General features: G+C 35.2%; 14 protein-coding genes, 1 tRNA gene and 1 pseudogene. 15 read left to right on the top strand and 1 reads right to left on the bottom strand.

Annotated features, from left to right (window positions below):
• The 11 genes and pseudogenes from Q5O30_RS00895 to Q5O30_RS00850 form a co-directional block, all read left to right on the top strand.
• Positions 1-1,373: OPT family oligopeptide transporter (locus tag Q5O30_RS00895; protein ID WP_302674490.1), on the top strand; the 1,373-nt coding region annotated here is incomplete at its 5' end.
• A 35-nt stretch (positions 1,374-1,408) separates the two neighbouring features.
• Positions 1,409-1,756, top strand: a complete 348-nt coding sequence (locus Q5O30_RS00890) for a PqqD family protein (protein ID WP_021951888.1) — start codon at positions 1,409-1,411, stop codon at positions 1,754-1,756.
• Positions 1,753-3,204: an aminoacyl-histidine dipeptidase gene (locus tag Q5O30_RS00885; RefSeq protein WP_021951887.1), complete on the top strand. Its 1,452-nt coding sequence runs from the start codon at positions 1,753-1,755 to the stop codon at positions 3,202-3,204. The genes Q5O30_RS00890 and Q5O30_RS00885 overlap by 4 nt, the downstream gene beginning before the upstream one ends.
• 13 nt (positions 3,205-3,217) lie before the next feature.
• Positions 3,218-3,418, top strand: a pseudogene (locus tag Q5O30_RS11660) (fructose-bisphosphatase class III); the annotation flags it as partial.
• 1 nt (position 3,419) lies between these two features.
• Entirely contained in the window at positions 3,420-3,764 is a 345-nt protein-coding gene (locus Q5O30_RS11655) for a fructose-bisphosphatase class III (protein WP_370553094.1), read from the top strand.
• A 185-nt stretch (positions 3,765-3,949) separates the two neighbouring features.
• The gene (locus Q5O30_RS00875) at positions 3,950-4,384 is read left to right on the top strand and encodes a hypothetical protein (RefSeq protein ID WP_021951885.1); all 435 of its coding nucleotides are present in this window, start codon (positions 3,950-3,952) and stop codon (positions 4,382-4,384) included.
• 241 nt (positions 4,385-4,625) lie between these two features.
• Positions 4,626-5,903 carry an L-aspartate oxidase gene (locus Q5O30_RS00870; RefSeq protein ID WP_021951884.1) on the top strand — a complete coding sequence of 426 codons (1,278 nt, stop codon included), beginning with the start codon at positions 4,626-4,628 and terminating at the stop codon, positions 5,901-5,903.
• 1 nt (position 5,904) lies between these two features.
• The gene (gene nadC, locus Q5O30_RS00865) at positions 5,905-6,759 is read left to right on the top strand and encodes a carboxylating nicotinate-nucleotide diphosphorylase (RefSeq protein WP_021951883.1); all 855 of its coding nucleotides are present in this window, start codon (positions 5,905-5,907) and stop codon (positions 6,757-6,759) included.
• Positions 6,760-6,775: 16 nt separating this feature from the next.
• Entirely contained in the window at positions 6,776-7,336 is a 561-nt protein-coding gene (locus Q5O30_RS00860; RefSeq protein ID WP_021951882.1) for a transcription repressor NadR, read from the top strand.
• 155 nt (positions 7,337-7,491) lie between these two features.
• Positions 7,492-7,565 (top strand) — tRNA-Pro (locus tag Q5O30_RS00855).
• 100 nt (positions 7,566-7,665) lie between these two features.
• Positions 7,666-8,832, top strand: a complete 1,167-nt coding sequence (locus Q5O30_RS00850) for a hypothetical protein (RefSeq protein ID WP_021951881.1) — start codon at positions 7,666-7,668, stop codon at positions 8,830-8,832.
• Between the two features lie 56 nt (positions 8,833-8,888).
• Here the strand turns inward: Q5O30_RS00850 and Q5O30_RS00845 are convergent, their stop codons facing one another.
• Entirely contained in the window at positions 8,889-10,490 is a 1,602-nt protein-coding gene (locus tag Q5O30_RS00845) for a CTP synthase (RefSeq protein WP_021951880.1), read from the bottom strand.
• A gap of 187 nt (positions 10,491-10,677) precedes the next feature.
• Between Q5O30_RS00845 and ftsH the strand changes: the two genes are divergently transcribed.
• The 4 genes from ftsH to Q5O30_RS00825 form a co-directional block, all read left to right on the top strand.
• Positions 10,678-12,645 carry an ATP-dependent zinc metalloprotease FtsH gene (gene ftsH, locus Q5O30_RS00840; RefSeq protein WP_021951879.1) on the top strand — a complete coding sequence of 656 codons (1,968 nt, stop codon included), beginning with the start codon at positions 10,678-10,680 and terminating at the stop codon, positions 12,643-12,645.
• Between the two features lie 392 nt (positions 12,646-13,037).
• A complete protein-coding gene (locus Q5O30_RS00835; RefSeq protein ID WP_021951878.1) occupies positions 13,038-14,339 on the top strand; it encodes a sensor histidine kinase in 1,302 nt (433 codons plus the stop codon).
• Positions 14,336-15,037 (top strand): LytTR family DNA-binding domain-containing protein, encoded by a 702-nt coding sequence (locus tag Q5O30_RS00830; RefSeq protein WP_021951877.1) that lies wholly within the window; start codon positions 14,336-14,338, stop codon positions 15,035-15,037. The genes Q5O30_RS00835 and Q5O30_RS00830 overlap by 4 nt, the downstream gene beginning before the upstream one ends.
• Before the next feature lie 602 nt (positions 15,038-15,639).
• The coding region (locus tag Q5O30_RS00825) for a DNRLRE domain-containing protein (RefSeq protein ID WP_302674489.1) at positions 15,640-22,350 on the top strand (6,711 nt) is incomplete at its 3' end.

Genomic DNA, 22,350 nt, shown 5'->3' with positions numbered 1-22,350 from the left:
GAATTTCTGCCATATACAAATTTGTGGCAGACGGACTCAGGCTTTTTCCCAGTCAGGTGGAGTATTCTTTTAGTAAAAACTATACCTGTGGAATAGGTGTTGATGTGTTACCGGCATTAGCAGGTGTAGGATATATATGTGGTATAAAAATCGCCAGATATATGTTTGCAGGAGGAGTGCTGTCATATCTGGTGCTTATTCCTGCCATTGCATTTTTCGGAGGAGACAGTGTGATTACCGGGGCAAATGCCTCAGACATTGTGGGAAATATCTGGGGAGGCTATGTAAGGTATATAGGAGCCGGAGCAGTGGCAGCAGGAGGCATTATAAGTCTGATTAAAACATTTCCCACCATGGTAAAAACCTTCAGACATGCCATAAAAGGTTTTGGCAAAAATGTATCCGGGGGAGATAGAACGACAAGGGATTTACCAATGTGGTTTATTTTAACAGGGATTTTCGTTATAGCAGTTGCCATGTGCTTTATTCCGGGAATTACCATAAACCCTCTAGGTGCCATATTAATTATTATATTTGGATTTTTCTTTGCCACTGTATCTTCCAGAATGGTAGGATTAGTGGGAAGCAGCAATAATCCTGTATCGGGAATGGCTATTGCAACCCTTATTATTACAACCTTTGTGCTTAAATCCACAGGAACTACAGGAGCAAAGGGGATGATAGCAGCCATATCCATAGGAACGGTAATATGTATTGTGGCGGCAATGGCAGGAGATACTTCCCAGGATTTGAAAACAGGATATATAGTAGGGGCAACTCCTAAAAAACAGCAAATCGGTGAAATGATAGGAACTCTGGTTTCTGCATTGTCAATTGGAGGAGTAATGTATCTTTTAAGCAATTCCTGGGGTGGGTTTGGCTCGGAGCAGTTAGCAGCACCACAGGCATCTTTAATGAAAATGGTTATTGAGGGAGTTATGGGGGGAACCCTTCCCTGGACTCTTATTTTCGTAGGTGTTTTTGTTGCAGTGGTGGCTGAAATTCTTAATATACCGGTGCTGGCATTTGCCATAGGTCTGTATCTGCCTATTTATCTTAGCACTCCTATTATGATAGGTGGAATTACCAGATGGATTGTGGAGAATAAATTTAAATATAATAGTGAAAAGCAGCAGAAGGATTCCGTGGATAAGGGAGTGTTATATTCTGCGGGAATGATTGCAGGAGAAGGACTTGTAGGAATATTTCTGGCAGTTTTAGCGGTTTTTGGAATAGATAAAGCAATTGATTTATCAGGTATTTATGGTGGAGGATTTTATTCTGTGGGAAAATGTGTGGCATTGATTGTTTTTACATTTTTTATTATTTCAATTATAGGCTTTTGTGTGAAAGGCAGGGATAAGACGGAATAAAGGAAAAATAGAATTTTCACAGGGGGAGAATATAAATGGTGAAAAAACAAAAATTAAATTATGTTGATTTTATACCCGGAATAAATATACAATGGAAGATAACAAAGGATAATCTGGTGGAGATAATTGTGGAGAATAAGGGATTTTACAATGTAGTAGCCCGGAGGCTGTTAAAAAAGCCCAGATTTAGTTACGTTCAATTAGATTCCTATGGAAGTTATGTGTGGCGGCAAATAGACGGAAAAAGAAATATATATGAAATTGGCGCAAGGTTAAAGAAAGAACATAGCAAAGCCGGAGAAATGTTATATGAAAGGTTAAGCATGTTTTTTAATATACTGGAAAAGAAGAAATTTATAGTATTTATGGAGGAAGACAAATGAGAGTTTTAGAGAATTTAGAGCCAAAGAAGGTATTTGAATATTTTGAGGATATTACAAGGATTCCCCATGGTTCGGGAAATGTGGAGGCAATAAGCAATTACATTGCAGACTTTGCCAAAAGCCATGATTTGAAATACAGACAGGATGATATGCACAATATTATTGTGTGGAAGGAGGCATCAAAGGGATATGAAAACTCTAAGCCTGTAATAATTCAGGGACATATGGATATGGTGGCGGTAAAAACTGCTGACAGTAATAAGGACATGGAAAAAGAGGGTCTGGACCTTGAAATTGAAGGTGACTGGATAACGGCAGATAAAACCTCCCTTGGAGGAGATGATGGCATTGCCGTAGCCTATGCCCTTGCTATTTTAGATAGTAGTGAAATAGCACATCCCCCTATTGAAGCTGTATTTACGGTAGATGAAGAGGGTGGAATGTTAGGTGCGGCAGCTATTGATGTTTCTGATTTAAAGGGAAAACTTCTTTTAAATGTGGATTCGGAGGATGAAGGAATATTTACAGTAAGTTGTGCAGGTGGAGCTACTGCTACATGTATTCTCCCGTATAATAAGGATATGATAAATGCCAAAATTATAGAAATGAGATTAGATGGCTTTACGGGAGGACATTCAGGAGCCGAGATACACAAGGAAAGAGCTAATTCCAACTGTGTTTTAGGAAGGATTCTTTTAAATGTGTTTGAGAATATTGATATGCGTATTATTGGGGTAAACGGTGGCGAAAAGGATAATGCCATTGCCAATTTAAGCGAGGCGGCAATTGCAGTTTTACCGGAATGTGTAGACAGGGCTAAGGAAATTATTAATAAGGTATTTGATGAAGTAAAAGATGAATACAAGGTAACTGACCCGGCTATGAAAATTACCCTTAATGTTATGGATAGTCAGTTAGTGGAGACAATGTCAGGGCCATCCACATTGGCAACAGTTATTCTTTTGGCAAACCTTCCAAACGGAGTTGAAAGAATGAATCCTGAAATTAAGGATATGGTTCAGACTTCCCTTAATCTTGGAATTTTAAGAACTACGGATAAAGAAGTAAGAATGTCCTATTCCGTAAGAAGTTCTAAGGATAGTGAGAAAAATTATCTTATACAGAAACTTAAAAGCCTTACGGAAATATTTGGCGGAAGTCTTCAGTGTGAAGGTGTTTATCCCGGCTGGGAGTACAGGGCTGATTCAGTGCTAAGGGACACAGCTGTAAAGGCGTACAGGGAAGTTTATGGTGGAAAAGAGCCGGTGGTAGAGGGAATACACGCAGGTCTTGAGTGTGGACTTTTTGCCTCCAAAATAGATGATTTGGATGCCATATCCTTTGGACCGGATATGAAGGATATTCACACAACAGATGAGAAATTAAGCATTTCTTCAACAAAAAGAACATGGGAGCTACTGGTAAAAATACTGGAAATGTTAAAATAGAGAGAGTTTTGCTATGGAAGAAAATTATAAAAAATACTTAGAATTGTTATCTGAAAAATACCCTACTACCTAGTCGGTATGTACGGAGATATTTAATCTTAATGCAATACTTAATCTGCCAAAGGGCACGGAGCATTTTATGAGTGATATTCACGGTGAGTATGAGGCATTTGTGCATATTATGAATAATTGCTCCGGAGAAATTCATGACAAGGATCAGGAATAATCTTAAATATGATAATATCAGAATGTTAGAAAGCGGTTATGGAATAAGTCTGAGAACCCTTACTTTGTTTGCCGAGAAAACCTACAAAAATATTGGTCCAATGAAGGCGGCACTAAAGGCTATTTCCGTGATTTTATTTAAATTAGAGGGACAGATTATTATGCGTCACCCTGAATACAAAATGGATATTAAATCTGACAGAAATAAATTTGAAACAAAGAAAAATCGACTTAAGGTTAGGGATACTGATATTGGGAAGAAAATATTAGAGCAGATATACGATTTGGAGGAACTTCTTAAGATATACAGGGAGGACAATCTGATACATAACTAAGGGGAAGGGAAGAGTGATTTGGGAATGATTATCTCATGTACCTTTTGGGGTAGGTATTGGAATAATGTGATTTAATGAAAATGAAAAAATATAGCAAAATACCAATATTGATTAGGGCACAAGGTTGAAAAAGCCACTACAAACAGGTATACTAATGGGCAGAGTACATATGGAAAGGACAAAATATGAAAAAAAGAAAAATAATTATATGTGTTGTAGCATTTTGTATAGTTGTTTTAGTTGGGGTGTTTGTGGGAGTTTCATCACACAGAGATTACACCAAAGCACTTGACATTCCGCAGAAATCAGAGATATCCATAAAGCAGTATTCCACAGGAAAAGAAATCCAATTAGAAAATGATGATGCAGATAAAATGGCAGAAATGTTGAAAGAGCATTTAAGTTATAAGGGTATTACATATGATGATTCTGTAGTAAGCAGTGAAGAGGATGTGTACAGCATAATGATATCATCAACGGATTTTTTCAAGGTTTATTATGTAGATAAAACTAATAAAAAAAGCAAAATAGACGGAGATATTTCAGCATTTGGGGCTGATATTAAGGTTAAAAGCGACGGTGAACTTGTAGAATATTTGCATGGATTGTTTGAAAAATAGTGAAATTGAAAAAGTGTATATTGAGGTAAATTAATTCATTGTCAAATATAATGAAGCGGTTTATGTACAAAAAGGAACTCGTGTGAGTTCTTTTTTATATGAGTAAAAGTTAATAGTTGTATTTACAACTGTCTTGTCAGATGTAAAATGATGTGTTATAATGCCATACAATAATGTCAAAACTGTTTATCGGGCGATGTTATTAATAAACCATTACATAAAGTTTAGAAATGAGAGAAATATGAAAGTAGACGTTTTAATAGTGGGAAGTGGATGTGCAGGTCTTTACTGTGCACTGAATCTTCCAAAGGATAAGAACATATTAATTATCACAAAGGACATTGTGGAGCATAGCGATTCGTACCTGGCACAGGGCGGTATGTGTATGCTCAAAGATGAAAGTGACTTTGAAAGTTATTTTAATGACACCATGAAAGCAGGTCATTATGAGAATAACCCTGATGCCGTAGCAACAATGATTAATTCTTCACAGGACTTAGTTAAGGATTTAATTGGATTTGGTGTGGATTTTGCTAAAGATGAAGAGGGAAATCTTTTGTTTACCAGAGAGGGAGCCCATTCTCAAAACAGAATTTTATTCCATGAGGATATTACGGGAAAAGAAATAACAAGTCACCTATATGAAGAAGCAAAAAAACGTGATAATATAACTATAAAGGAACATTGGACTATGGTTGACATAATATGTCAAGAGGATAAATGTTATGGAGCTGTAGTTAAAAAGGATGATGAAAACCTTACGGTAATAAATGCTAATTATACAGTTTTAGCAAGCGGTGGAATCGGAGGAATTTACAGACATTCTACTAACTACAGACATTTAACAGGTGATGGAGTTGCCGTTGCCATAAGACACGGCGTAAAAGTTGAACATGTGGATTATGTTCAGATACATCCAACAACTTTTTATTCCGAAAGAGAAGAGGACAGAAGCTTTTTGATTTCTGAGTCAGTGAGAGGGGAGGGTGCCCTTCTCTATGATAAAAATTACAAGAGATTTACCAATGAATTACTTCCAAGAGATATTGTTACGGAGAATATAAAGGCTCAAATGAAAAAAGACGGAACAAAACACGTTTGGTTGTCGATGCGTCCTATTGAAAAGGAGCAGTTAGAGCATCATTTTCCAAATATAATCGGACACTGCAAGGAACATGGATATAATGTTCCTGAAGAAATGATACCGGTTGTCCCGGCACAGCATTACTTTATGGGTGGAATTAAGGTAAATCTTCAAAGTAAAACATCCATGAACCAGCTTTATGCGGTAGGGGAAACAGCGTGTAACGGTGTACATGGAAAAAACCGTCTTGCAAGTAATTCCCTTCTTGAAAGTATGGTTTTTGCAAAGCGTGCAGCCGGAGAAATGACAGCGGAATTTGATTCTACAGAGTACAGGAACACTGAAAATATGGATTTATCACCTTATAGTGATTTGAAAAAGTGGAATAAAGAAAACAAGGAAATTTTATTAGAAGCGATAGATAAAGGAGAATAAAATGTTTGATCAGGTAACTTTAAAATTGTCAGTAGACCCATTAATATTAAGTGCATTAAAGGAAGATGTAACAAGTGAAGATGTAACTACCAATTCAGTTATGCCTAAGGGAACATTAGGTGAAGTGGATTTGATTTGCAAGGAAGATGGCATTATTTGCGGATTACAGGTTTTTGCCAGAGCTTTCCAGCTTTTAGATGAAAGCACCAAGGTTGAATTATTTGTGGAAGATGGCGATGAAGTTAAAGCAGGTCAGCTTATGGGAAAAGTAACAGGAGATATAAGGGTTTTACTTGTAGGAGAGAGAACAGGTCTTAATTATCTTCAGAGAATGAGCGGTATTGCCACATACACTAAATCCATTGCGAAACTTCTTGAGGGAAGCAAAACCAAACTTCTTGATACAAGAAAAACTTCACCAAACAATAGAATTTTTGAAAAATACGCAGTTCGTGTTGGCGGAGGAAATAATCACAGATATAATTTAACAGACGGAGTTCTTTTAAAGGATAATCATATTGGTGCAGCAGGAAGTGTTACAAAGGCTATAAATATGGCAAAGGAATACGCACCATTTGTAAGAAAAATTGAAGTTGAAGTGGAAAATATTGATATGGTGAAGGAAGCCGTTGAAGCAGGAGCAGATATTATTATGCTTGATAATATGAGCCACGATGTAATGAAAGAGGCTATAGATATTATTGATGGAAAGGCTGAAATAGAAATTTCAGGAAATGTTACAAGAGAAAATATTGCAAAACTTACTGACTTAGGGGTTGACTATATTTCCAGTGGAGCATTAACGCACTCAGCACCAATTATGGATATTTCACTTAAAAATCTACATCGTATATAGTTTTTTGGGAGGAAAAATGGAAGGAGAAAAGAGAAGGGAAAATATTTTAAGAATATTGCAGGACAGTGACAAACCGGTATCAGGCACCAAACTGGCTGAAAAATTTCAGATAAGCCGTCAGGTGGTGGTTCAGGATATAGCACTTTTAAGGGCAAAAAAATATAATATTATTTCTACTCACAAGGGTTATGTTTTACAGGAGGAAAAAGGTCGGAAGCAAAGGGTTTTTAAGGTAAAGCACAGTGCAGACAAGATACTGGATGAACTTAATCTTATAGTGGATTGTGGTGGAAAAGTTGAAGATGTTTTTGTGTATCATAAGGTTTACGGTGTGGTAAAAGTAGAAATGCACATTAAATCAAGAAGGGATGCAAAAAAATATGTAGAAGAAATAAAAGGAGGCGTGTCTGTACCTTTAGAGCAGATAACCTCTGAGTATCATTATCATACGGTTACCGCTGATTCAAAGGAAACCCTTGATGAAATTCAGGAGGAACTTCAAAAGCAGGGATATCTGGTTGCTTTAAGAGATTATGAACCGGTGGACTTTTGGAGTGGAGAAGACAAGCAGGAATAAGAGATGTATCTGGGATGTATTGCGTTTTCGGCAGAGTTTGCAATAGAGTCTGCAATTCATAATTTCTTAAAAAGTCTGTAATCCATAATTTTGGTAATCCATAAATTTTTAAAAAGTTGTGACATTTTCTAAAAAGTATGATATTATATACGAAGCGGTGCGTGGCTCAGCTTGGTAGAGCGCTGCGTTCGGGACGCAGAGGTCGCAGGTTCGAATCCTGTCGCACCGATGAGTAAATAATATAGCCGTGCAATTGTCGTTGCACGGCTATATTATTATCTTATAAGTAACAAAAAACATAATAAAGTGATGAAAAATAGGAGAGGATTATGAGTAAAAAATTATTATCAGTTGTACTGTCATTAGTTATGGTTATGTCATTATTAACGGGATGTGGAAAGGATGACAGCACATTTTTTAAGGAAGTAAAGGAAATCTCACAGATTACAAAAGGCGAGGCTACGGTGGAAATTAAAGCCACAGGAAAATTAGAAGATACCGAAGATTTAGACAGGGTTTTAGATGATAATGGTAAGTTTTCCATGGCACTTAAGATGTATGTAAAGGCTGAAGCTAAGGATAAAATGGCAGTGAGATTTGATGTTAAGGCAGGAAAAGATACTGATTATCAGAAGCTTACAACTTTTGCCGTAGATGGAACAAAGTTATATTTAGAAACAGCACCACTTTTAGAGTTTATAAAGACAATTAACGAAGAAAAAGCTACAAGTCTGGAATCAGTTTTGTCACAGATAGGAGTTACACAAAGCATTTCATTGGATTATAAGCAGTTAGCAGAGGCATCAGGTCAGGAATTACCGGATACTAAAACATTAGATAAGGATTCCCTTAAGGAAATACAGTCTGTATGGACTAAAATAGAAAATAATTTTAAAGACCTTCAGGGAAAAGATGGTGATAATTACACACTGACGGTAAATGGTGACAACGCAGATAAAGCGGTGGATATGTTAATTAATTTTGTGAAAAACGATTTACAGGATACATTGAAAACATGTACTGATTTGGTAACAAAGGTGTATGGTGAGGACAGCAAAGTTGCATCTTCATACAAGGAGTTACAGGATAGTGTGGGTTCCACATCAGATATGGCAGATAAAATTAAAGAAAACAAATCAGATTTTGTTGACACCATAAAGAAGTCAAATGCCAATTTGGTAGCAAAGGCAAGAGTTACAGGAAAAGCCGGAAGCAGAAGTGGAATATTTAATGTTTCAACAGGTGATATGAAAATTGATAATGAAGATATTAACGTAAGTGTTGATATGAAAATCAAGGAAGGAAAAACATCTGTGGATGATATGATTCCGAAAAATGCAGCAGATATAACTACATTGTTAATTACGGCAATGAACGCTCAGGCGAAGGGGAATGATTTATTAGATGATAGTGAAGATATCCTTGACGATGAATTGTACAATTATAGTGACGATGATGCGGCAGAGGAAACAACAACGGAAAATGAAATATTTTAGTTAGAAAAAAGCGGGTTTTGATACCCGCTTTTGTAGTATTAAAATATATGAATTTTTTATTTCTTAGCTTTAATGGCTGCGTCAACAAATCCAACAAACAAAGGATGTGGTCTGTTAGGACGACTCTTTAATTCAGGATGTGCCTGAGTGGCAATGAAGAACGGATGTGAAGGAATTTCAATCATCTCTATAATTCTGCCGTCAGGTGAGATACCTGAAAGTTTCATGCCGTTTTCAGTAAGATTTCTTCTGTAATCATTATTTACTTCATAACGGTGACGGTGACGTTCATTAATTAACTCAGTGCCATAAAGCTTATAAGCTTTACTTTCTTTGTCAAGGACACAAGGATAAGAACCAAGTCTTAATGTACCACCAATATCTGTAACCCCTTCCTGGTCAGGCATAAGGCTGATAACAGGATGAGTAGTGGATGGGTCAAGCTCAATACTATGGGCATCACGGAAACCAACTACATCACGGGCAAATTCAACTATAGATAACTGCATTCCAAGACAAAGACCAAGGAATGGAATATTGTTTTCCCTTGCATACTTAATAGCTGCGATTTTACCATCAATTCCACGACTGCCAAAACCACCGGGAACAAGAATACCTGAAACATCACTAAAGATTTCAGGGGCATTTTCATTAGTAACCTCTTCAGAATCCACCCATTTGATATTTACGGTAGTTCTGCTGTTGTAGCCTGCATGCTTTAAAGATTCAACTACGCTGATGTAGGCATCATGCAAAGCAATATATTTTCCAACAAGAGCAACAGTAACTTCCTGTGTAGGATTTTTAGCAGCCTCAACCATTGCCTTCCAATCTTCAAGGTCAGGTTCAGGGCAATCTAAGTTAAGACTCTGACAAACGATTTCTGCCAAATGTTCTTTTTCCATGGCAAGAGGTGCTTCATAAAGCAAATCCAGTGTAAGGTTTTGAACAACATGGCTGGCAGGAACGTTACAGAACAAACTGATTTTATCCTTTAAATTATCATCAATTTCATATTCAGTACGGCATACAACTATGTCAGGCTGAATACCAAGTCTCTGTAATTCCTTAACGCTCATCTGAATAGGTTTGGTCTTCATTTCTTCAGAAGCAGGAAGATAAACCATAAGAGCAACATGAATAAGGATACAATTCTCATGTCCTACATCATGCTGGAACTGTCTGATAGCCTCAATATATGGCTGAGACTCAATATCGCCTACGGTTCCGCCTACTTCAATAATAGCTATTTCAGTTTCTTCGCTGAGACTTCTGTGGAAACGACTTTTAATTTCATTGGTAATGTGGGGGATAACCTGAACTGTTCCTCCGCCAAAGTCACCACGTCTCTCTTTTTCGAGAACTGACCAATAAACTTTACCGGTAGTTACGTTAGAATTTTTTGTTAAACTTTCATCAATAAATCTTTCATAATGTCCAAGGTCCAAATCTGTTTCAGCACCATCGTCTGTTACAAAAACCTCGCCGTGCTGTATCGGATTCATGGTACCGGGATCAATGTTAATATATGGGTCAAACTTCTGCATTGTAACCTTATAGCCACGAGCTTTCAGAAGTCTTCCCAATGAAGCGGCTGTAATACCTTTTCCAAGACCGGAAACAACACCGCCTGTTACGAATACATATTTCACTGCCATGTGATTTTCCTCCCTGAGTATACTAAACATATTTTAAAAACACCTTACTAGTGTACTACAATAAATATTTTATTTCTAGAAAAAATTAAAAAAAATATCAATATTCTAAAATTTTAATGAAATATTCAATAAAATTTCACATTATTTTTTAACAATGTGATATAGTATTTTACTATAAGGAATCTAAATGAAAGGAAAAACAATGGATAATAATCAAAATAGAAATACTAACAGAAATAATCCAAACAGGAACGATGATAACAATCAGAAAAAAAGTATGATTATCAGCGTTGTGGTTGCCGTAATAGGTGCATTGCTTTTAACATCGTTGTTTTCATCAGTTTTAAGTTCGGCATCAAAGGAAGAAATAACCTATAGCCAGTTTGTTAAATTGTTGGATAATGACAAGGTTGAAAGCGTTCTTTTTGAATCTGGAAAGATTTACATTGAAACCAAAAATCTGCAAAATGGACTCATAAAGAAAACTTTCTGGACTACAGCAGTTAATGATCCGGATTTAATAAGTGAACTGAAAAATAAATATACCGATGTAGAATTCAAAGCGGAAAGTACCAGTGCAAGCAATGGTATTATCATTATATTACTGGAATATGTTGTTCCACTGATATTATTCTGGGCATTACTGATGTTTGTTATGCGAAGGGTATCCGGTGGAAAAGGCGGACCGGGCGGTGTGTTCGGTGTAGGAAAGTCAAATGCCAAGGTATATATTCAAAAGAAAACAGGTGTCACATTTAAGGATGTGGCAGGACAGGAAGAAGCAAAGGAATCAGTTGTGGAATTGGTTGATTTCCTTCATAATCCGGGAAAATATACGGCAATAGGTGCGAAACTTCCTAAGGGAGCACTTTTAGTAGGCCCTCCGGGAACAGGTAAAACCCTTCTGGCAAAGGCAGTGGCAGGAGAGGCAAATGTGCCATTCTTCTCATTATCAGGTTCAGATTTCGTGGAAATGTTTGTAGGTGTAGGTGCCTCAAGAGTAAGAGATTTGTTTAAGCAGGCAGAAGAAAACGCACCATGTATCGTATTTATTGATGAAATTGATTCTATAGGTAAGAGCCGTGATTCAAGATACGGCGGAGGCAATGACGAAAGAGAACAGACCTTAAACGCACTTTTAGCGGAAATGGATGGATTTGACACATCAAAGGGAATATTGATTTTAGCGGCAACTAACAGACCGGAAGTTCTTGATCCGGCATTGTTAAGACCGGGACGTTTTGACAGACGTGTTATAGTGGACGCACCGGATTTCAAAGGCAGGGTTGAGACATTAAAGGTTCATTCAAAGGATGTTAAATTGGATGAAACAGTTGATTTGGAAGCTATTGCCAATATAACCAGTGGTGCTGTAGGTTCAGACCTTGCCAATATGGTAAATGAAGCTGCCATTAATGCAGTAAAATGTGGCAGAAAGGCTATTTCCCAGGCAGATTTAATGGAAGCCGTGGAAGTGGTTATTGCCGGAAAAGAAAAGAAGGACAGAATCTTAAGCAAGGAAGAAAAGAAGATTGTTGCATACCATGAGGTAGGACATGCTCTTGTGGCAGCTATTCAAAAGGATGCAGAGCCGGTACAGAAAATTACTATTGTTCCAAGAACCATGGGCTCGTTGGGATATGTTATTCAGGCACCTGAAAAGGAAAAATACCTTATGTCACAGGATGAATTAAATGCAGAACTTGTTACCTTATTAGCAGGAAGAGCTTCAGAGGAGATAGTATTTGATTCAGTTACTACAGGGGCTTCAAATGATATGGAAAAGGCAACTAACATTGCCCGTTCCATGGTTGCACAGTACGGTATGTCAGAGAAATTTGGACTGATGAGTTTAGAGCGTGTGGAAGACCCATATCTGGGAAGACGTGCACAGTTAAACTGCAGTGATAAGACGGCAACTGAAATAGAGGAAGAGGTTAAGATACTTCTTAAGGAAAAATATGAGGAGGCAAAGCAGCTTCTTAGGGATAACAGAGACAAGCTGGATAAGATAGCTGAATATCTCTATAATAAGGAAACAATCACAGGTAAGGAATTTATGGAAATTTACCGTAAGTGTGATGAGCCGGATGGAGCTTCGGATGACAACCAAGATGTAACCTTGAATGACAAACCGGATGAAATATCTGAATAAATAATAATCATAAAAAATATTAATAATTAGAAAAAGAACCTTTAGTGGCACAAGAATATGTTGCCGGAGGTTCTTTTTTTGATGTCATTTTAAACTCAAAAATTAGAAAAAGGAAGAATTAAAGAAAAGAAAAAACATGAAAAAATGAAATATTTGACCCCCAAAAAGCTGCACTTGCGCAAAAAACGGGTACGGTTGCGCAAGACCTATTGAAATGTGAAAAAAAGGGTGTAATTTAGTACTTGTCCGGACAATACAATTAGTATATACGGAAAGGACAGAAGGGTGTTCGATTATTTCAGAAGATTCGTATCTTATTGGTTTTAAGGTATAGTCCAAAGTATAAATATCTGGTATATTATATATATTGATATTTATGTGGAGGATAAGAGATGCAACTTCTGGTTTCAATAGTCACAGACTGGCTATTCGTTTTTTGTATTGTTTTAATTTGTGATTATTATCTAGCTCTTAATAAGAGGGATAATACATATAAATATATACTGGCAACTGCATTGGTGGCAGTTTGTTCAGTGTGTAAATGCATAGAATCTAATGTCTTTTTTGAAGGGGGAGTAATATTAATAACCATTGCATGTGCTGTAGCATTATGTTTCAAAGAAAAAATAATTAATATTATTTTTATATCAGTGTGGTTATTTTTAATTGTTTCGCTTATATCATCAATAGTAGAAGTTGTAATTAATATTATATGCACGTTATTAAATTATAAAGAGGGAATGCTTACGTATATAATACAATCAGGTATTGTGTTTGTGTTTATATATGTTGTAGCAATTTTACTTAAACGAAAAAATATTGATGGGATAAAGAAGATTCATTTGGGATTTTTGGTGTTATATACAATTTTAACTTTTGTAGATGCATTCGCATTAATGATAATGGCTACAGTTACACTGGATAAGATGGCGTATAAAAACAAAGTACTTTATGGTGTAACTTTTACTTTAGTAGCATTAGGAATACTGATTCAGTTGGGGGCAGTAATTTTATTAATGGTATCAAGGGACATATATAGGCAAAAGGAAGAAATAGTACATAAATATCTTAATGAACAAAATGCACATTATGAGTATTTAGAAAAACGTGAGGAGAAAACGAAAAAATTTCGGCATGATTTAAAAAATCATATATGTGTTTTGGAGAGATTGTCGGAAACTGATAGTCAAAAATATAAGGAGTATTGCGATGCAATACTGTCAAAAGTGGATGAACTTAGAAGTAATGTATCTGTTAATAATAGTATAGTCGATGCAGTGCTTAACAGGTTTTACAGTGATGCTGTAGAGTTAAACATTGATTTTAATATATGTGGTCATATGCCCAATAATTGTAACATAGATGCATATGATTTGTGTACGGTGTTTTCGAACCTGTTAAGCAATGCATTTGATGCAGCTAAAAAAGAATCTAAGAAGCAAGTGGATATAGAAATTTCCTACGACAAAGAAGATATAATTGTAAAAGTTAGCAATTGTTTTAGTGGCAAGGTTGAAATTAAAAATGGTCAGATTTCAACAAGCAAGGCAGATAAGGATTGGCATGGCTGGGGATTACAAAATGTAAGGGACAGCGTTGATAAATATGATGGAATAATGGATATTGATGCGAAAGGAAACATATTTAGTGTAACAATATTATTAAAGAATATTTCCGAGGAGATTGGTTTATGAACATAGCAATTATAGATGATGAAAAGTTATGGAGAAATATGGCACACAAGTTAGTTCAAAATCATTATGCAGGTGTGGACATAAACATTGAAGAGTTTGAATCTGGAGATAGTTTTCTGGAACGAAAAGGTAATTTCGACTTTGTGCTGGTGGATATTGAAATGCCGGGAAAAGATGGATTTGAAACAATCAAAGAATACAAAGGCATTAAACAGGAATTTATTACAATAATTTTTACAACTCATATGGAAATCAGCAACAAGGGATATTTTGTTGATGCATTTAGATATATTAACAAAGATAATATGGAAGCTGAATTAAAGGAAGCCTTAACTTCAGCTGATGTCAGACTTGAAACAAATAAAACTCTATCATTTAATGAACTGGGTAAAGGAAACATAAATATCAGGATATGTGATATTTTCTACATAGAAACAGAAGCAAGAAAACTGATTGTACATACATTTAACGGTGAATTAAAATGTAGTGGAAAAATATCACAATATGAGGAAGAGTTAGAAAATGTAGGATTTTTTAGAAGTCACAAATGCTACTTGGTTAATATGGATAAAGTAAAAAGATTTAGCAGTAGTGAAGCTGAATTCACAGATGGAACCACAGCCTATGTAAGTAGCAGACGTTATGCTGAAATGAAGAGAAAATATTTGGAAAGAAAAAGGAATATATCCTGTAAATAGGTAAAAAAATAATTTCGAAAGTAGATTAAAATGTTAAAAATCCAGCGGAAAATCTTAAAAATTAATAATAGGTATGTGTCAGGTAGGTTTTTACCTGCCTTTTTTATTTGCATGGATTGGTAATAAAATCTGATAAAAAACTGAAATAACGACAATAAGAGACACAAATTTATGAAAAAAATAGCGAATAAAATCACAAAAAAGCTACACTTGCGCAAAAAACGGGTACGTTTGCGCAAGTCCTATTGAAATATTAAAATCCCAATAATAAAATGTAGATGAAAATTTTATACAAATTATATTTTCATTTGGGGGACAAATGTATGGTGAAGAACAGATGAAAAAGGGGGATTCGGGTTATGATTATATTAATTATAATCAGTTATGAATGTCACATCTAAGAACCCCATTCTTTTAAATGAAACCCATGTCAAACAGACAAGGTCTCCCCTTTTTCATTAATTCAAAAAGGCATGGAACGCAAAGCATTGCGGAGTCTATGCCTTTTAACGTAAATAGGTTGGGTGGGAAAATGGTTACCGTTAATGAAACTTCAATTATAGGGAGAAATTGAAGTAGTGAACAAAAGTGGAGGATAAGTTATGATAAGGAACATTTATGGTAAAATGATTTCGGCAGTAATGGCAATGGCATTGTGCGTAACGAGCGTTAATGTTTCAGCAGTGCAATTAGAGTCGGAAATCACAAAGAAAAATGCTTTAATGTCAGATAAACAGGAAATAATTGAAAATGATGACAAGAGCATTGATGATGAAGGTAGAGAAAAGCCTGTTGTAATTAAGGAAATAAAGAGTATGAGAGATGAAAATTCAAACACGTACCTTATGAGCAACGGAATGAAAAAAACAGTATATTATTCAGACAACATACGCTTTGAAGAGGATGGAAAATTAAAAAAATATAATTCAGAGTTGGTTGCCGCTGAATCACAGGATAAGAAAATCATATCTTTTGCAAAAAATATTTCCGTAAAAAATTCAAAAAAATACAAATATGTAAATAAGTCCGGAGATACAAAACAATATTTGCCGGAAACAATCGGGGAGGAAAGCCCGGTTCTTCTTACACAGGATGACTACAGAATATCATTTGTACCGTTGGATGCCGGGGAGAATTCGGATGATTATGTAGAAACTAAAACCGATAAGGTATCATTAGAAACTGAAAAAATTGAGGATGCCGTAACTGGAAAGAAGGAAGAAAAAAGCATAAAGGCAGTATATGAAAACACCGGGAATGATACAAAAATAGCATATCATTCGTTAGAGCATGGAATGAAAGAAGACATTATACTTAATGAAATTCCTGATAATAATGAATTTTTATATAAAATATGTACTGAAAATCTTGAGGTACGTCTTGATGCTGTAGGTGGTGGGATTTCATTTATTGACAAGGAAAAAGACAGCATTGTTGCGGGAATTCCGGCACCGTCAATGAATGATAGTACGGGAAAAGCATACAGTGAAGATGTACATTATGAATTAGAGAAGTCCGTCTCTGAAACAAAGGGAATAAATGCATATATATTAAAAATAGTTGTAGATAATGACTATTTGACTTCAACTGACAGAAAGTATCCTGTTACAATTGATCCGTCAGTCACATGGGAAGGAACCGGTGAATTAGGTGAGGCTTATATTTTAAAGGCAAATCCTGATGTTAATTATTATGCAAGTGGTGTTAAAGCTTTCTCTGTTGGAAAAGGAAGTCAGGGATTGTTTAGAACATACATGAGAGCACTTGATTTAAAAAGCACTGTACGCGGAAAATATGTGGAAAGTGCAAAACTGATATTGTATGAGAATGGAGCAAACACAAAGGGCGTAAAAATTAATGTTGAACCGGTAAAGAATGAATTTGCGTGCAGAAATATTACATGGAATAATCAGCCGGGGGGTACAGGTGATTCACTGGCAACATTTACATCCAGTGGAACTGCTGATGCAAAGAAAACTTTAAATATGACAACATGGGCAAGAAATGTTGCAAAGGGTTCAGGAAGTGGAAATAAAAATTATGGACTGGTATTTAAAGCAGAAAAAGAATCAGCTTCCTCATATGTAAAATTCTATGGCTCAAGAACTGCTTCAACATCAAAAATGCCAAAAATGGAAGTAGTATATTATGACGGACCAACAAAGCCGGAAAACGTTAGCCTCACAAAAGTGCACATAAAGTCAGGAGAAAAGCTGCAGGTTTCATGGAGTGGCATAACATCAAAGGCGCTGGATTATGTTCAGTACAAAGTTAAAAACTATGATGAATCTACACATTCAGCAACAACAGATTATATTGCATATTCAGATTCAACAAAATTAGGTACAACTTCAAGCGGAACAAAGACAATAGATGCAAGTTCAGGTTGGAAAGAGGGGCATTATTATCTCTATGTAAGAGGGGTAGATAAAGGAGGAATAAAATCGCCGGAAAAAGCAATAGGTTTTGTAATCGATAGAACGGCACCTGTACTGAATTCGGTAACGATAACACCATCTACGTCTGCTTCTTCATATAGTAATAAATTGCCTAAGATAACATGGAATGTTACTGAAAAGAATCTTTTGGCAATTCAGGTAAAGGTTAATAATGGAAACTATGCGGCATTAGCAGATAGCAATACAGGCAATGCTACAATTGGTGATTTAGAATCAGAAAAGGTTAATACAATAGCTGTAAGAGCAACAGATAGAGCAGGAAATGTAAGCAGTGAAAAGAAGTTTACATATTATTATGATGATGACGCTCCTGAAATAGATATGAAGGTGATTCCGGATACGGATGAAGATAAATATGATAACAGTCCCGATATGCCACAATTAGAATATAGCATTAACGATGGAACATTAAAGGATTATAGACTCACCGTTAATGGCAAGAGTCAGACGTTATTGGAAAATAAAGGAACAGTAACAATAGAGAATATTGAAGAAGGGGGAAATTCCATTGCAATATCAGCAACTGATAAAGCAGGTAATGACACAGAAGAAGAGTGCTTATATTATAGAGATATAACAAACCCTACAAAGGGAACTGTGAAAATAACTCCCAAAACAGGATTTTTCAATTCAAGCAGTGATTTGCCAGTGATTAAATGGAGTGATTTTGAAGATGACAATTTATCAGAAATTCAGGTTAAAATTGATGATGGAAAATATCAGACATTAGGTTACGAGGCAAATGGTGAGGCGAGACTACAAGAAAAAGATTTTAATAATGATGGCAAGTATAATATAAAAGTACGTGCTATTGATAAAGCAGGAAATGTGTCTGACGATGTTTCATATAATTACTATTATGAAAAAACAGAACAGGCATTGGAGGATTATGCTCCAACTGATGTTTATGCTGTAGAGCAGATTGGTGGAAATACCGTTTTAAGATTTTCTACAAAAAGTGGTAAATTTAATGATAGTATTAAGTATCAGGTATATAGAGGAACAACTCCCCTTTTTATACCGGATGATGATACCCTGATAAAAACAGTATCCTCAAAGGGAGCAATTAAGGTATCTGGAAATGAAAATACAATATATTACTATAAAATCAGGGCAATAAAAGAAAAGCAGACACAGAATAGTGCTTTTTCGGAAGAAATTAGTTCAACAACTTTATCCGCAAAGACAATTTCAGATAGATTGGGAAATAATAGTCTATACGAATATGAATCAGTTTCAACTCCAAACGGTACGGGATATGTGGAACTTTCAAAAGGAAATTTTATATATGAGCAAAATGACATTACACTTCCGGCACCACAAATACCAATTAATATCTCCAGAGTGTATAATTCGAAAGCTCAGGTAGTTTCTTCATTTGGTTATGGTTGGAGTGATGCATATGATATGTATGTATCTGAAACAGATGATAAAATCTACTATTCAGACGATACAAAATCAATATACACATTTGTGAAAGAAGGAGATACATATAAATGTGTTGAGAATTCAGAATTAAGTTTAGAGACAGACGATGATATCTTGTATAAAACCATAGAAAAGAAAGACACAAATGGAAATGTTATAAGCAATACAAACTTAGAATTAGATGTTTATTATAAAATCACAGAAAAAGAAGGTGAAGTTTATAGATTTGATGACTGTGGAAGATTGATATTAATCGAAGAAAATAATGATACGTTTGTGTATATCAGGTATAATGAGAAAAATGGAAAAATTGCGGAAGTAGTAACAAGCAGTGGTCAGAAGGCAGAGTATTCCTACAATAAGGAAGGATTTATAAGCAATATAACAGCTGCGAAAGGAACAGATAGCGAATATGATTATCAATACAGTTACGAAAACGGTTATTTGGTGAGAGCAACTTTTGTAGGAACAAAGGGTGGAAAGATAGATTACAATTATTCATATAAAAATGGAAACGTAAGTGTTATAAGTGATGCTGAGGGAAACAATTATTGTGTTGAATACGTTGGTGACTCCATGGATAAATTTGTTTATCCAAATGGAGATAATATGGAATTCAACCGCATTGAAGATAAAGCAAATAAAAGTGTAACAACTACAGTGAAAAAGAAACAGGTGGAAACTGAGTTGTATAGTGAAAGCTATGTTTTCGATGAACAGGGAAAAATTACTGTTAAAACAGATGCATCAGGAAATAAATCAGAATATAAGTATGATGATAAAAACAATAAGACACTGCTCACCGAATCGACAGATAGGACTTCTTACTATGCACTTGAAGGGGATACTGTTGTCAAAAAAACATCAGGTAAATCTGATAAAACTGTATATGATTCCCATGGAAATGTAACAGAGCAGGTGGATGCAGATGGAAGCATTACAAAATATTCATATGATTACAGTAAAGGAAGAGCTGATAGTGTAATTAATCTTCCAACAGAGATGATTGAAAAAAATGCAAATGGAATTATCAGCTCTCATGAAGTGTATCAATATGATGATCAGGGAAATACGGTAAAATTAATTGATAAGGTTACCAATACAATAACAAATTATAGATATAATGCAGATGGAACGGTTGATACAAGCAATGAGATTATTGTGGAAGACGTAGAGTCAGATAATGCCGAAAAATATGGTCTTGAAGCATATAGCGATGATACACAGTACAATGCTGATGGTGATGAACTGTCCGAGTCATCCTCTGAAGGAACTGTTAATGAGGAAAACATCTATACTTATGATGAAGTAGGAAATGTCATAACAGAGACAGACAAAACAAATAATATTACTACTTCTTATAAATACGATGAATTTCTCAGAGTTATAAAAACAACTGAAACAGCTCAGGTAAATGGTAAGAAAACTACAAAAAATACAGAAAATGGTTATGATAAAAATGGAAGCAAGATAAAGTCGGTTGATGAAGAGGGACGAATAACTGAATATACATATGATTCAATGAATCGTGTTATTGAGACAAAATTAATTGTAGGAAGTGATGAAAAAGTAACAAGAACGGCATACAGTTATGGAAGTGTTTCTATCAATACAGGTAAAGGCATGATGACTGTAAAGAATGCTACTGTAACTACTATTACCAATACAAGTGATGAAGTTGTAGGTAAGACATATACAGACAGTTTGGGAAGAACCGTTAGAGAATTAAACAATGGTTTGTATGTGGATTACACTTATGATAACGATGGAAGAATTTTTACTACTTATACGGGTGGAATGAATGAAACAGATGCGAATGAAATTGCAGAAGGAAAATTATCTGTCAATACTTATGATGCATATGGCAATCAGACGGACACAATTATTAATCCGGAGGTAGCAGGTGATACATTCAAAGTGGGAGAAAATTCAATTGTTACATCAAATGAATATGATGCAGCGGGAATGCTGATAAAATCGACTGATGCTAATGGAAACAGTACATGTTATGAGTATGATGAGCAGGGAAGGGTTACTAAAGTGACGACTGCTGTCGGAACAAGTAATCAATACAGCTATGATAATATAGAAAAAGATTCAAAAGGAAATATAAAATCAGTTGTTGATACGGTAACAGATGCGCTGGGAAGTGTTTCAAAAACGACAACAAACGGTACAGAACAGGTATTATCCATAAAGGATGAAACTAGTAGTGGAAGTATTGAAACAACATATGAATATGACGTTAACGGACAGAAAATAAAGGAAGCTTATAGTGACGGTTCATATCTGACATTTACATATGATGTTTATGGAAACAATGTTAAGAAATCTGCATTTGATGCAAACGGAAATGAGATAAATTCAACAGAATATATCTATGATGGAGAAGGAAATATAATTGAGGCAATAGATAATAAAAACGGTATACCGTATAGATATACGTTTTATGAGTATGATGCTTACGGGCGCAATATATCTGATTCAACAGAATATGTTTATGATGGGGACGGTAACATAATCGAGGCAATAGGTAATAAAAACGGTACACCGTATAGATATACGTTTAATGAGTACGATGCTTATGGGCGTAATATATCTGTTGCGGAAATCAATGCAACAAGTAAACCATCTGACAGTGAAGTTGAAAATGCAAAGCTCAAATATGTGTATAACATAGATGATAATATAGCAAAAATATATTATCCGAATACAACAGGGGATGAACTTAAGGGAATAGCTTTTAAGTATAATAAGGATAAATGGATAACAGAAATTGATGGACTGTTATCAGGTGACGATGCGGCAGCTATAAGAAAATATGAATATTATAGTGATGGAAAAATATCTTGTATTAAGGATTTTCAAAATTTCTTAAACAAGGATTCAGATTATGTGGAACGTGATTATAGTTATGATGTATTTGACAGAGTGCTTTCAATGAAGTACTATAATAGTACCAATAAAGATTTAATTCTTGAACAGTATGATTATGAATATGATAAGAATTCGAACATCACGTATAAGCACGAAAAGTATAATTACAGCAACAATCTAAAAGATGAGGATGTGACTTATACTTATAACAAATTAAATCAGCTGGTAGAAACGGTAAAAAATAATAAACTGACATACAAAACAATAACGTATTCATATTCATATGACAGTGTGGGAAATAGAACTTATGAAAAAATCATCAAAAAAGATACGGTAGCAACGGACAAAACTTTTGATGAGGCAACATATAATTACTATTCCTACAACAGGTTGAATCAGTTGTCTGGAAAGACAGAAGTCATAACAGATGGAACAACAACGAAGACTTATACAGGTTCATACAAATATGACGCGAGAGGAAATCAGATAGAAGTAACAGACGGAAAGTCAAAGACGAACACAAAGTATACATATGATGTTGAAAATCAG

Origin of the sequence: Eubacterium sp. CAG:161 (assembly GCF_000432355.1) — a bacterium.
Classification (GTDB): domain Bacteria; phylum Bacillota; class Clostridia; order Lachnospirales; family Lachnospiraceae; genus Eubacterium_G; species Eubacterium_G segne.
Note: the sequence above shows the minus strand (reverse complement) of the source record. Positions and strands in the feature narration are given on the sequence as shown.